This is a genomic window from Alcanivorax xiamenensis (assembly GCF_009846745.1).
Lineage (GTDB): Bacteria > Pseudomonadota > Gammaproteobacteria > Pseudomonadales > Alcanivoracaceae > Alloalcanivorax > Alloalcanivorax xiamenensis.
On sequence record NZ_AQPF01000007.1, the window covers coordinates 64388 to 77421 of the forward strand.

Genomic DNA, 13034 nt, shown 5'->3' on the forward strand with positions numbered 1-13034 from the left:
CCGCCTTTACCCTGACCACCATATCTTGTGCCAGAACACGAAAAATATACCAAATATGGGAATCAGCGCCATGACCACACCCCGCCCGGACAGCACGGTGGCAGTGAGCACCACCGTCGAGGAATACCTCAGTCGCGCCGACTGGCGCGTGCACGCCAACGCCAATCAGGGCTACTCCCTGGGCGGATTGATTCTCAATATCTCCGGCAAGCTGATCGCCAACTACTGGCTTGATCAGGTCTACCCGCCGGACGTCGGCGCGGCTCACCGGGAAGGCGATCTTCACCTGCACGATCTGGACATGCTGAGCGGCTACTGCGCCGGCTGGTCCCTGCGCAGCCTGCTGATGGAAGGGTTCAACGGCGTCGCCGACCGCGCCGAGAGCGGTCCGCCCAAGCACCTCTCCAGCGCGCTTGGCCAGATGGTCAATTTCCTCGGCACGCTGCAAAACGAATGGGCCGGCGCTCAGGCCTTCAGTTCCTTCGACACCTATCTGGCCCCTTATGTGCGCCGCGACAACCTCGATTATCCGGCGGTGCATCAGGCCATCCAGGAGTTCATCTATAACCTGAACGTACCGTCCCGCTGGGGTAGCCAGACGCCCTTCACCAACCTGACCTTCGACTGGACCTGCCCGGAGGATCTGCGCGAGCAAGTGCCGGTGATCGCCGGCGAGGAGCAGCCGTTCACCTATGGCGAGCTGCAGGCGGAGATGGACCTGATCAACCGCGCCTATCTGGAAGTGATGGAAGCCGGTGACCAACGCGGTCGGGTTTTCACTTTCCCGATCCCCACTTACAACATCACCGAGGATTTCGACTGGGACGCGCCCAACACGGAGCGGCTGTTCGCGCTGACCGCCAAGTATGGTCTGCCCTACTTCCAGAACTTCCTCAATTCCGATCTGCAGCCGCACATGGTGCGCTCCATGTGCTGCCGCCTGCAGCTGGACGTGCGCGAGCTGCTCAAACGCGGTAACGGCCTGTTCGGCAGCGCCGAGCAAACCGGCTCCGTGGGCGTGGTGACGATCAACTGCGCGCGGCTGGGTCACCGCTTCGCCGGCGACGAAAAAGGACTCTATCGGGAACTGGACCGGCTGCTGGAACTGGGCCGCGACAGCCTGGAAATCAAACGCGGTTGCATTCAGCGCTGGATGGACGCCGGTCTTTACCCCTATACCCGCCGCTACCTGGGCACCCTGCGCAATCATTTTTCCACGCTGGGGGTGAATGGCCTCAATGAGATGGTGCGCAATTTCACCGGCGACCAGCAGGACATCGCCACGCAGGCGGGCCGCGATATGGCGCTGCGCCTGCTTGAACACGTGCGCGATCGGATGCGGGGATTCCAGGAGGAAACCGGCCATCTCTACAATCTGGAAGCCACGCCCGCGGAAGGCACGACTTATCGTTTCGCCAAGGAAGACGCCCGTCGTTATCCCGACATCCTCCAGGCGGGCACGCCCGAAGCGCCCTATTACACCAACTCCAGCCAACTGCCCGTGGGCCACACCGAGGACCCGTTCGAAGCGCTGATGCACCAGGACCCGCTGCAGACCCGTTATACCGGCGGCACCGTTCTGCACTTGTACATGCGCGAGCGGCTCTCCAGCGCCCGGGCCTGTCGTCAGTTAGTGCGCACCGCCTTGTCCCGGTTCCGGTTGCCCTACATCACCGTGACGCCGACTTTTTCCATTTGCCCGGTACATGGCTATCTGGCTGGCGAACACGAGTTCTGCCCGCACTGCGACGACGCCTTGCTGGCACGCCAGACGGCGCAACGCAACAGAAGCATCGCCTGATTTTCCCGCATTTCGATTCTCATTAAGCCCATAAAAGGAGACTGACCATGAACGCGACTCTTTCCCTGAATCCCCGTGACACTCTGCCCGCAGAAGAGCGGCAACGTTGCGAGGTCTGGACCCGGGTCATGGGGTACCACCGGCCGGTGAGTCAATTCAATCCCGGCAAACAATCCGAACACCGGCACCGCCGTCATTTCCGCGAAGACCAGGCGTGCCTGAATGGCTGATATCGGTCCCGGTCCGGCCCTGCCCGTGGCGGGGCTGACACCGCTAACGACCCTGGATTATCCAGGTTATCTGGCCTGCGTCGTGTTCGTGCAGGGTTGCCCGCTGCGTTGCGGCTATTGCCATAACCCACACATGATTCCGCCCCGACGCGGTCATGTACGGGAATGGCTCGAGGTCGAATCCTTTCTCGACACACGGCGCGGCCTGTTGGAAGCGGTGGTCTTCAGTGGCGGCGAGCCCCCCCGTCATCCGCACCTGCCGCTGGCGGTACGACGTGCCCGCGAGCGGGGTTTCGGCATCGGTCTGCACACCGCCGGCAGTTACCCCCGGCGTCTGGCCACGCTGATACCGGAGCTGGACTGGGTGGGCCTGGATGTAAAAGGGGATGCGAACCAGATCGATCGCATCACCGGACGCAGCCGGCAGTGGCGGCAACAGTGCGATAGTCTGGATCAGTTGCTGGCCGCCGATCTGGCATTGGAGTGCCGCACCACCGTGCACTGGCGGGATTTCGATGAGGACGCCCTGGAACGGCTGGCACGCTGGCTGGCCGCTAAAGGCGTTCGCCACTACGCCCTGCAATGGGCACGGCCACAACAGTGTCTGTCACCGTCCTACCAGCAACCGTCACCGATAGCCAATCCCCTGCCCGACCTGGCGGACCGACTGCGACCGTTATTTGAAACGCTCAGCGTGCGCTGATGTTCAAAAAGCGCTGGCATGCCAGCACGCTGATTCGCGGCCAAGGCCGCTTCCCACAGAAAAAGCGGCAAAGCCGCTGTGGGAAGCTGGCTTGCCAGCGAATCAGCGTGTTGCGTGCAAGCGGAAAGGTGATTCAGCGAAGCCCCCACGCCAACAACCGCACCCCCTCCCGCACCGGCCCCGGCCAGCCGCTCTGGTCCAGGCCATCAAGCAGGTTCTTCACCCACAACCCCAATTCGGTATCTCCTTCCACCAACAAACGGCGTTGGAAAAACAGAGTGTCCGGATCCTGCTCTCTGCCGAGAAGCTGCAGGAACTCACCCCAACCACCACGAATGCACGCCTCGCCGGGGCGCTCACTTAACCGCAGCCGGTTTGCCTGCAGCGTCACGGTAAAACGCGGCGCGCCATCGGCCAGATCAAGCGTGAGGTAGCGGCCCTGCAAGGGCTCGAATTCCCCCGCCGCCAACGGCTCCGCCAGCAGACGGTTCATCAGAGGTTCCAGAAAAGGGCGTTTCAATGGCAGCGGGACATGGCTGTCGAGATGGCGAAAGACCATCAGTGGGGAAGGTGGGCGAGGCAACATTGGCGAATACTCAGCAAAGTGTCATACCGATCCGCGGATGATCGTCTATCAACCGGAAAAAGGTGTTGATCACCATCAACACCAACCTTATCGAAACCCGACACACTGCCCGGTAGGGAGGCTTCCCTACCAGGAGAAGACATCGTGAACAAGAAACGTCCCTTGCTGTATTCCTGTTCCGGCTGCTCCGATGTGGCTCAGCTGGCCAACGAAGTGGCCGTGCGTCTGGACCACGCCGGGCACGCGGAGATGTCCTGTATCGCCGGTGTCGGCGGCGGCGTGCCTGGTCTGGTACGCAAGGCCCGCTCCGGACGGGTGATCATCGCCATCGACGGCTGCCAGATGCACTGCGCCGAGCACTGTCTCAAACGCGCGGATGTACGACCGGACCACCACGTTCGTCTTTATCAGAACGGACTGCGAAAAAGACGCGGGCGGCGTTATGGTGAGGAGGACATTGAACAGGTGATCGATCAGGTCGTCACCCTGATCAATACCCTGGACCACTAAGCGACGAATACGCCTATGAGCAGGATCGGTGACTGAAATTACAACAGCGAAAAAACTGCGAGCCGGCACAATGGCACTGAGCGTCCGGTAACGGCAGATTGGCGGCCCGGCATAACTCCGTGGGATCAAGGATCATCCAGCGACGTCCGCGCCCGCTGATCAGGCCGCTCTGGCGAAAACGGGTGAGCAGACGCGACAGCGTTTCCGGTGTTACATTCAGCTGTCTCGCCAGCACCTTGGCGCTTACCGGCAGCACCACCCAATGCCCTGGCCGCCACTCGGTCAACTCCAGCAAATACATCGCCACCCTTTGTCCGGCATTGGTCACCGTGAGCTGGTCCAACCGGTTCACCGCCTGATAAAGCCGGTGAGACATCTCTCCCAGTAAGCGCAGGGCGAAATCCGGCTGTACCCGGACCAGACCGAGCAAGCCAGGGCGAGGCAGGCGGATCAGGGTGCTGGCGCTCTCCGCTTCGGCCGACAAAGGATATATACAAGGTTCGGAAAACATGGCGGTTTCCGCCACCAGGTCCCCCTCGGCGACCACTTGGAATACTTTGTCCTCGCCATCCAGACCCGGCCGGTACAAACGCATCACGCCACTGGTCATCAGGTAGTAGGCGTTCGCCATCTCCCCCACTTCAAACAAATGACCGTTATCTGGCAGATTGATGGTCCGGCCACCCTCACACAGCGCCCGTAAGGCGTTTGGTTTCAGGGTCGAGAACAGCTCCGTCCGCGCCAATACATCAATGATCGCTGACATCGTCCTCTCTTCTTTGATTATGGTTGACGATCCACCGGCAAATGGACCGGCTCGGACCTTATTGAATCAAGAAGCGCCCCCGAGAATTATGATGTAGCTCAAATTCCGGCCCCACACCGCCCCTCTCGGCTTTCAAACGGTTTTTCATGTGAACAGGGAAAACGGGGCCATAATGGCCCCGCCAGGCATCCCCTACCGCTTCTCCCGCTTGTCGCGGCGTTTTTCCTTGAGGGATTTTTGCGCCTTCTTTTTGGGTTTCTCTTTACTCATGATCTCACCCATGGTGAACGAGACGTCCCCCCGCCGCGCCGCCAATGACGGGAGGTGGGTCACAGGGCCCCGGAACAGGGCTCGGCGATTCGCGGTATCCCGCCCGGCGCACTCATAACCGCACGGCGCTACCCTCCCGAGGCTCCGCCTCCCGCAGGGCCAGAACTCGAAATTCACAGCGGCATCCGAACAAGGTCACCGTCACCTCATCACCGCGATGGGCTCCCAGCAGAGCAGCGCCCAGTGGCGATAGAATCGAAAGACGACGTTGTTCCGGGGCCGCTTCGTCCGGCCATACCAATTGAAAGCTCCCCTGCTCACCACTGAGCAGATCTTCCATCCGCACGACGGTACCGACGCCAACCCGGGCCTCTCCCCCAGCCTGCCTCAGTGCTTCCAGCTTGCCGAGTACGGCGCTGATTTCTCCGGGACCAGGAGGGAAGCAACACGGGTTCCTCACCGCATACTTTCGAACCATGGGTACAAATCGCTTTTCCAGCCATGAACCACGAACAGGCTTCACCAGCGCGCCTCCACGTCATCATGGAAATGTCGGTTAACGACAGACAGTTGTCGAAATAAAACGAGGGATGCCGGAACAGCCAGAGGCCGTCCGGCTTAAACCGGAAAGGTCAGAGAGGTAAAACGAAAGAAGAGAGTCATTTGCGTTGAGCTAATCAGGATTCAGCACCAATGGAAGCCATGACCATAGCCCATTGGTGTAATAAGGCAAGCCCAAAAAATCGCCGGAGGCAACGGCTGCCTCACAAGTTCTGATGATTCTGACGCTTGACCGCGGAATCCATGGCCGTGGCCCTCTATTGGTCCAGGCGATATAAAAACGCGCCGATTCGCCGCCAAGGCAGCTTCCCACGACGGGGGCTACGAAGTCGCTGTGGGAAGCTGCCTTGGCAGCGAATCAGCGTGTTGCGTATAAGCGAACTTTCTTACGACTGTGAGGACGGCCGTTCCCGCTGGGCACAAAAAACCCCGGGCGCCCAAGACGGCGACCGGGGTGATTTATCGGCGGAGGCACTATCAATCCCAGAATTTGTACCAGGGCTTGCCTGTCTCTTCCGCTTTCACGCTGGCATTGGCGTTGGCTTCCGCCTCCACCGAGGCATTGTCCCGAGCGGCGTCCACCTTCTTCATGGCTTCCTCACGTTTGGTTTCGGCCTTGGCTTTGCCGGCTTCGGCCCGGGCGTTGGCCTCGGCTTTGGCGTCTTCCATGCGATTCTTAGCGGCTCCCTTCCTGGACTCCGCGTCTTCCACGGCGGCGTCTTTCTCGGCCTTGGCTTTTTCGAGGGTAGCTTCGGCCTTGTCCTTGGCGGCGTCGCGCTTGTCACGCAGAGCTTTCTCGGCGGCTTTGGCATCGGCGTCGGCCTTCACAGCCGCATTGACACCAGCGGCCTCTGCATTTACCGCGGCATTCACGCCAGCGGACAGATCCGCCACGGCTACCTGGCTGCTCAGGGCCGCCGTGGAAGCCAGTACCAAAATCCAGTGCTTTTTCATATTTCGCTCCTCGTGCAATCTGACGAACTGGAGACGCGACAGGTCCCAGATGAGGGCATCATTAAATCAGCTATCGGGAAGCTCAAGTAACAAAAGGTAAAAGTCGATTTTTTGTTTATAAAAAAGGGCATGGTTCAAAAAATAAAAAAGCTCCTATTGGCTTTAAAAGCTTTATCTCCGGTCTTATCGACCAACCTGAGTAAAATTATTCTCCTCAAAAAAAACACTTTCTAACACCATCGCTCCATGTCAACTTCATTGTCTTATTTATCATCGTCTCAGCTCAGCCAGGACCCGGGATGATGCCGAACCGCCACCCCCACCATATAGAGAAAGATCAACACCGCCGCCAGCGCGTATCCAGCCCTCCGCGCCGGCGTGGTTCCTCGCTTTATCGCCATCGTGCCCAGACCGATATAGGCCACCAGTGCCAGCAGTTTGGCCGCCAACCAAGGGGTCTGGTGAGGCCAGGCCCGCAACAGAACCATCAGCGTGACCCCGAGAATCAGCAACAGCGTGTCCACCAGATGAGGGGTGACACGCACCCAACGCCGTCGCAACATCGGCGACTCCGTCACCGACCAACCCGCACGCAGCACGAACAGCCCCAGACTCAACGCCGCCAAGGTCATGTGCAGGTGCTTGATCAACAGGTAATCCAACATCATTGCGAGACTCCGTTATACTGCCGGCTAATCCATTGTTCATCGTTTGGAACCGGGACCATGAAGCTGACCCAATACAGTGACTACTCCTTGCGCGTACTGATCTATCTTGGCCTGCGGGGAGAGACGCTGAGCACCATCAGCGCTATTTCGGAAAGCTACGGCATTTCCCGCAACCATATCGTCAAGGTGGTGCATCAGCTCGGCCAACTGGGCTATGTGGAAACCCTGCGCGGCAAGAACGGCGGGCTGCGCCTGGCTCATCGCCCCGAAGACATCAATGTGGGCGAGGTGATTCGCTACACCGAGGCCAACATGAGTCTGGTGGAGTGCTTCGGGGACCAGAATGCTTGTGTCCTTACTCCCAATTGCGTATTGCGCAGTGCCCTCAATGAAGCCTTGAACGCGTTCCTGCACGTCCTTGATGGCTACACCCTGGCCGATCTCATCGAACCACGGCGGGCGCTGCATAAGCGGCTTTTGCCGACCGTCACCGAGCGGAGCGCCTGAGCCGACCGGTCAACCGAAGGATGGCGGCTCCAGAATCCGGATCAATTGCCGGCGCTCCCCGCGAACCATGTCTTCCAGGGTATAACCGTCCAGCGTTTCCAGAAACAATCTCAGCCCCTGCTCGAACACCACCCGCAGCTGACAGTATGGCGTGATCGCGCAGCGGTCCTCGCCATGGAAGCACTCCACCAGAGCCAGGTCCGGCTCCATGTCCCGCACCACCTTGCCCACCCGGATATCCTCCGCCGGGCAAGCCAAGCGGACGCCGCCGGTTTGTCCACGCTGGGTCTCCACATAACCCAGACGCTGCAGTTGATGCACCACCTTGGTCAGGTGGTGGCGGGAGATGCCGTAAGCCCTGGCCATGTCGGCTATGGTCAGACGCCGCGGTTGCAGCGCCAGTTGAATCAGCACGCGCAGGGCGTAGTCGGTATAGCGGGTAATCCGCATCAGCCCGGCCGCCCATCCGCCCTCGGCGCCGCCAGCACCGGGGTATAAAGCCACAGGAACAACAACCAGGCCAGCAACCACAACCCCGCCGCCAGCCACAGCCCCGGCAGCCAGGGCAACACGCCCAGTCCGGCCAGCACCCGGACCAGCCCCGCCGCCAGTATCGCCAGGAACCCCCATCGCATGCCCGGCAACAGGCACATGGGGCGGCCAGTATGCCCCATGGCGACACGGGTGATCACACCCAGGATCATGGTGCCGATGGCGCCAGCGCCCAAGGCATGCACCCAGGCCGTGGGAGCCACCGGCAGGCCAGCCTTGGCCGCCGCCCAGAGCCCGTATCCTAGCCCTACCCAGAGATGTCCCAGATGCAGAATCCACAGCAATGGCTCACGCCGGACCCGCCAGCCGGCCCAACCTGCCAGCCGCGCGGCGGTGATCAGTGCCGCCAGCAGCCCCACCAGGGCCACCGCAAGCCCCCGCCACGCGGTCAATTCCAACACCACCACCGCCAATCCGCAGACCAGCCCCGCAATATCCAGCGCCGGCCGACGCCGGACCCGCCCCGGATCATCGCCGTGCAGACGCAGCCAGTTGGCGGTGAAAGCCGGGGTAATGCGGCCGCCCACCATCAGGATCAGCAACGCGCTCAGCAGCACCAGCCCATGTAGGAAACGGGGATCTCCGCTCCAGTGAAACGCCACGTCCAATCCCCACAGGGCGAGCAGCACTCCGATCAAGGGCGCTTGACGCGCCTGGCGCGCGGACCAGACGCGCCTGACGACGAGTATCGCCACCACGGGCAGGAAAGCCAGATCCAGCAACACCGCCAGCAGCTGCCAGGCGTCCCCCAATAACAATCCGAGACGGGCCGACAACCACAGCCCCCACAGAACCAGCAACGCGCGCCCCGAAACTGGCGCGGTGCCGGTCCAGTTGCACACCGCGGTAAGCAGGAAGCCGGCGATGGCCGCGTTAAGCAGCCCCACCGTCATCTCATGTTGATGCCATAGCAACGCCGACATCGCCGGCCCGCCGCCGCCGAGCAGCCACCACAGCCACAGCGGCAACAACAGTACCGCGGCAACACCCGTGGAAACGAAAAAAATACGAAACGGGAAAGCGAACAACACCACCCATGGCCGTCTTGGTGATCGCAATGTTTGATCCATGACAAGGTTCCTCGATACCACCGGCACGACAGTGGGTGATGACAATATCTTAGATGTATTACAAATACATCTTTAAAGGAAATACCAGCCCATGTCCACTCCCGCCTCTTTCCCACCGCGTCGGCGGCCTTGCTCCCGGCTGTTCTTTTCTCTTGCCTGCGTTGAGGCCGCGGTGATGGTGCCGCTCTCCACCTGGGCTTACCTCAATGGCGCTCCCCCCGGCCTGCTGGGTGCCGGTCATGGCATGGAGATGCTGTTCGGACTGGCGCCGATGTTGATCGCCGGCTATCTGCTCGGCCCGCAGCCGCCAGCACGGCGATGGGGGCTGACGCTGCTCTGGGGCCTGGGCCGCTGGCAACGACTGTTTGCCGACGCGCCGTTTATGCTGTCTGGCTGGGATCCGTTGACCGGCGTACTGCTGACCGCACTGCTTCTACCCCGCCTGCGTCACGCCAGAAAATGGCGTAACCGGGTTGGCCTGGGTCTGGTTCCCTGGTTGTGTCTGACACCGCTTCTGGTGTGGTGGCTGCCGTCACCCCGGCCTCGTTTACCTGCCGTGCTCACCCTCGCCGCGCTACTCACCTACATGGGCGGACGCATCATCGCGCCGTTGGCCGCGGCGGCCTGGCAACGACAGGGAAAGGAGTTGCACGCACGAGTGCAGCCCCGTCTGGAGGGCCTGTTACTGGTCACCTTCGGACTGGCCTGGGGCAGCGCCTGGCGCAACCCCGTACTCACCGGGTTATTGCTGAGCGCTCTCGGCACTCTGGTGCTGGCGCGCCTCTGGCGCTGGCGCTTGTGGTCAGTGCCCCGGCCGGACTTGTGGCTGCTCGGCCAGGGCTACGGCTGGTTGGCGCTGGGGCTCAGTGGCATGGGGCTTGCCTTGATCAACGGCCATGCCATCACCACGCCACTGCACGGTATCACCGTGGGCGCCCTTGGCTCACTCTCCTGCGGCGTCATGGCCCGTCAGGCCGGGCCGCGCCATCGCGGCCGGGTTCCGCCGCACCGCCCGGTCATGGTGGTGATGGTATTGCTGAACGCCGCCACGGCGGCCCGCTGGGGCGCGGAGATAGCGCCGTCATGGCTGCTGCCGGCGGCCTCTCTCTGTTGGAGTCTCGCCTATCTGACCCTGCTGCTCCTGCTCCACGGAAGAGCAAGACCACTGAGCATGGAAAATTATCCTTAACATGTATTGTGAATGCATCTTTAAAGATATATTTTATATGCACCTTTAAGGCTTGTTCGCCAACCCCATGCCCATGGATCAACAGGAGGACCCGACCATGGCCCACTACCGCAAACTCTGGTGGACGCTGATCGCCGTTCTGGCGGTCACGTTCGCGTTGCTCGGTTACTTCGGTACCGAGGTCTACCGCAAGGCGCCACCGATCCCGGATCGGGTGGTGACCGAGGACGGCACCGTACTGATGACCCGGGATGACATTCTCGACGGCCAAACCGCCTGGCAATCCGTGGGCGGCATGCAACTGGGATCGATCTGGGGACACGGCGCCTATCAAGCGCCGGACTGGACCGCCGACTGGCTGCACCGGGAGTTGATCCACTGGCTCGATCTGGCGGCCCGGGAACGCTACGGTCAGCCCTATGACGCTCTGGACAACGAACATCAGGCGATGCTGCAACGGGCGCTGCGCGACGCCTACCGCACCAACACCTTCGGAGAAAGCGACGGCACGCTGACAGTAAGCAACCGGCGTGCCGAAGCCATGGCGTTGACCGCCGACTATTACTCCCGGCTGTTCGGTGACGCGCCAGAGTTGCGTGGCACGCGGCAAAGCTACGCCATGAAGGAAGGCACTCTACCCAGTGAGAACCGCCGGCGGGCGCTCACTCAATTCTTCTTCTGGACCGCCTGGGCGGCGGCCACCGAACGCCCCGACGGCGACGCCACCTACACCAACAACTGGCCTCACGAGCCACTGATCGATAACCTGCCCACCGCCGAGAACATAGTCTGGTCGATCATCAGCATCATCCTGCTGATCGCCGGCGTCGGCTTCCTGATTCTGGGCTGGGCCTTCCTGCGCCGCCACGATGAAGGCGAGCCACCGGCCCCCGCCCGCGATCCGCTCAGTCTGGTCTCTCTGACGCCATCACAAAGAGCATTGGGCAAATACCTGTTCCTGGTGGTGGCCCTGTTCACCTTCCAGGTGTTCCTCGGCGGCGGGGTGGCGCACTACACCGTGGAAGGTCAGCATTTCTACGGCTTCGAGTTGTCTCAATACTTCCCCTACTCACTGCTTCGCACCTGGCATATCCAGAGTGCGCTGTTCTGGATCGCCACCGGCTTCCTCGCCGCCGGTCTGTTCCTGGCGCCGATCATTAATGGCGGCAAGGACCCGAAGTTCCAGAAGCTCGGCGTCGATGTTCTGTTCTGGGCGCTGGTGGTGGTGGTGGTCGGTTCCTTCGTTGGCAACTACCTGGCCATCGCCCAGATCATGCCGGAGAACCTGAACTTCTGGCTCGGTCATCAGGGCTATGAATACGTCGATCTGGGCCGGCTGTGGCAGATCGGCAAATTCACCGGCGTCGCCTTCTGGCTGGTGCTGATGCTGCGCGGTATCGGCCCGGCCCTGCGCAAACCCGGCGACAAACACCTGCTGGTGCTGCTCACCGCCTCGGTGACCGCCATCGGCCTGTTCTACGGCGCCGGCTTCTTCTATGGCGAGCGCACTCATCTTTCCATCATGGAGTACTGGCGCTGGTGGATCGTGCATCTGTGGGTGGAAGGCTTCTTCGAGGTGTTCGCCACCACTGCCCTGGCCTTCATCTTCTACAACCTGGGCCTGGTATCCCGTACCGTCGCCACCGGCGCCAGCCTGGCCTCCGCCTCCCTGTTCCTGCTCGGCGGCGTGCCCGGCACCTTCCATCACCTGTACTTCGCCGGGACCACCACACCGGTGATGGCGGTGGGGGCGACATTCAGTGCTCTGGAAGTGGTGCCGCTGGTGGTGCTCGGCTACGAGGCCTGGGAACACAGCAAACTGCGTGAACGGGCTCCGTGGATGGGGCAGATGAAATGGCCGGTGGCCTGTTTCGTGGCGGTGGCGTTCTGGAACATGCTCGGCGCCGGGGTGTTCGGCTTCATGATCAACCCGCCGATCTCCCTGTATTACATCCAGGGTCTGAACACCACACCGGTGCATGCCCATGCCGCCCTGTTCGGCGTCTACGGCTTCCTGGCCCTGGGCTTCACGCTGCTGGTGCTGCGTTACATCCGGCCGCAGCTGCAATTCAGTGACCGTCTGATGCGCAATGGCTTCTGGCTGCTCAATATCGGCCTGGTGCTGATGATCGCCACCAGCCTGCTGCCGGTGGGGCTGATCCAGTTCCACGCCAGCGTCAGCGAAGGCATGTGGTATGCCCGCAGCGAAGCGTTCATGCAACAAGACCTGCTGCAAACACTGCGCTGGGTGCGCACCTTCGGCGATGTGGTGTTCATCATCGGCGCCCTGGCGGTGGCCTGGCAGGTGGTCTCCGGGGTGCTGTTCGGCGCCCGCGCTCCCGCTCTGGAGCCGGCGGAGTCCAATGCCTGAATCCACGCCTGAGTGGAAGCCGGCCCCCCGGGGAAATCTCCCCGGGGATTGCGGCCCCACCGTGGCTGGGGTACTCTTCGTCCATTGTTTTGGAGATTCCTATGACCATCGCACGTCCTGACAACGCTTTGTACACCGCCGGTAGCCCGGTGGTGATGGCGTGCGCCGGTTATTTTTACGGGTATTGGTTTAGCCGCTCGAGCGCCTGAGCCCTCCCGCCCAGGCGCCCGGATCCGGGACGCCTGCCGAACCCCTGAACCCCCGGTTGGCTTCCCAACCGGGGGTTTTTCATTTTG

14 protein-coding genes are annotated in these 13034 nt (G+C 61.6%); 7 read left to right on the plus strand and 7 right to left on the minus strand.

Annotation, left to right across the window (positions count from 1 at the left end):
- Positions 1 to 70 precede the first annotated feature (70 nt).
- Genes A6D6_RS06905 through A6D6_RS06915 form a run of 3 tightly spaced genes read left to right on the plus strand, consistent with a single transcriptional unit; the run spans position 71 to position 2734 of the window.
- Complete coding sequence (locus tag A6D6_RS06905; RefSeq protein WP_236564014.1) at positions 71 to 1801, plus strand: ribonucleoside triphosphate reductase; 1731 nt, start codon at positions 71 to 73, stop codon at positions 1799 to 1801.
- Positions 1802 to 1848: 47 nt separating this feature from the next.
- Positions 1849 to 2031 (plus strand): anaerobic ribonucleoside-triphosphate reductase, encoded by a 183-nt coding sequence (gene nrdD / locus A6D6_RS06910; RefSeq protein WP_133492060.1) that lies wholly within the window; start codon positions 1849 to 1851, stop codon positions 2029 to 2031.
- Entirely contained in the window at positions 2024 to 2734 is a 711-nt protein-coding gene (locus A6D6_RS06915; protein WP_159660305.1) for an anaerobic ribonucleoside-triphosphate reductase activating protein, read from the plus strand. The genes nrdD and A6D6_RS06915 overlap by 8 nt, the downstream gene beginning before the upstream one ends.
- Positions 2735 to 2867: 133 nt before the next feature.
- Here A6D6_RS06915 and ubiT read toward each other — a convergent pair whose 3' ends face one another.
- Entirely contained in the window at positions 2868 to 3320 is a 453-nt protein-coding gene (gene ubiT / locus A6D6_RS06920; protein ID WP_159660306.1) for a ubiquinone anaerobic biosynthesis accessory factor UbiT, read from the minus strand.
- Between the two features lie 144 nt (positions 3321 to 3464).
- Here ubiT and A6D6_RS06925 point away from each other — a divergent pair, with 144 nt between their 5' ends.
- Positions 3465 to 3830 (plus strand): putative zinc-binding protein, encoded by a 366-nt coding sequence (locus A6D6_RS06925; protein ID WP_201303716.1) that lies wholly within the window; start codon positions 3465 to 3467, stop codon positions 3828 to 3830.
- 13 nt (positions 3831 to 3843) lie between these two features.
- On the opposite strand, the gene A6D6_RS06930 is transcribed toward A6D6_RS06925, so the two are convergent.
- From A6D6_RS06930 to A6D6_RS06945, 4 genes are all read right to left on the minus strand, one after another.
- Positions 3844 to 4596 carry a Crp/Fnr family transcriptional regulator gene (locus A6D6_RS06930; protein ID WP_159660307.1) on the minus strand — a complete coding sequence of 251 codons (753 nt, stop codon included), beginning with the start codon at positions 4594 to 4596 and terminating at the stop codon, positions 3844 to 3846.
- A gap of 382 nt (positions 4597 to 4978) precedes the next feature.
- On the minus strand, positions 4979 to 5344 hold the full coding sequence (locus A6D6_RS06935; RefSeq protein WP_097059095.1) for a GreA/GreB family elongation factor: 366 nt from the start codon (positions 5342 to 5344) through the stop codon (positions 4979 to 4981).
- A gap of 560 nt (positions 5345 to 5904) precedes the next feature.
- On the minus strand, positions 5905 to 6381 hold the full coding sequence (locus A6D6_RS06940) for a hypothetical protein (protein WP_159660308.1): 477 nt from the start codon (positions 6379 to 6381) through the stop codon (positions 5905 to 5907).
- 278 nt (positions 6382 to 6659) lie between these two features.
- Complete coding sequence (locus tag A6D6_RS06945; RefSeq protein ID WP_133492149.1) at positions 6660 to 7046, minus strand: SirB2 family protein; 387 nt, start codon at positions 7044 to 7046, stop codon at positions 6660 to 6662.
- Positions 7047 to 7106: 60 nt separating this feature from the next.
- Here A6D6_RS06945 and A6D6_RS06950 point away from each other — a divergent pair, with 60 nt between their 5' ends.
- A complete protein-coding gene (locus tag A6D6_RS06950) occupies positions 7107 to 7556 on the plus strand; it encodes an RrF2 family transcriptional regulator (RefSeq protein ID WP_133492048.1) in 450 nt (149 codons plus the stop codon).
- A 9-nt stretch (positions 7557 to 7565) separates the two neighbouring features.
- On the opposite strand, the gene A6D6_RS06955 is transcribed toward A6D6_RS06950, so the two are convergent.
- Complete coding sequence (locus tag A6D6_RS06955; protein WP_133492047.1) at positions 7566 to 8006, minus strand: Rrf2 family transcriptional regulator; 441 nt, start codon at positions 8004 to 8006, stop codon at positions 7566 to 7568.
- Complete coding sequence (locus A6D6_RS06960) at positions 8006 to 9178, minus strand: NnrS family protein (RefSeq protein WP_159660309.1); 1173 nt, start codon at positions 9176 to 9178, stop codon at positions 8006 to 8008. The genes A6D6_RS06955 and A6D6_RS06960 overlap by 1 nt, the downstream gene beginning before the upstream one ends.
- A 91-nt stretch (positions 9179 to 9269) precedes the next feature.
- Here A6D6_RS06960 and A6D6_RS06965 point away from each other — a divergent pair, with 91 nt between their 5' ends.
- A complete protein-coding gene (locus A6D6_RS06965) occupies positions 9270 to 10367 on the plus strand; it encodes an NnrS family protein (protein WP_159660310.1) in 1098 nt (365 codons plus the stop codon).
- A gap of 97 nt (positions 10368 to 10464) precedes the next feature.
- The gene (locus A6D6_RS06970; RefSeq protein ID WP_159660311.1) at positions 10465 to 12738 is read left to right on the plus strand and encodes a nitric-oxide reductase large subunit; all 2274 of its coding nucleotides are present in this window, start codon (positions 10465 to 10467) and stop codon (positions 12736 to 12738) included.
- Positions 12739 to 13034: the final 296 nt, after the last annotated feature.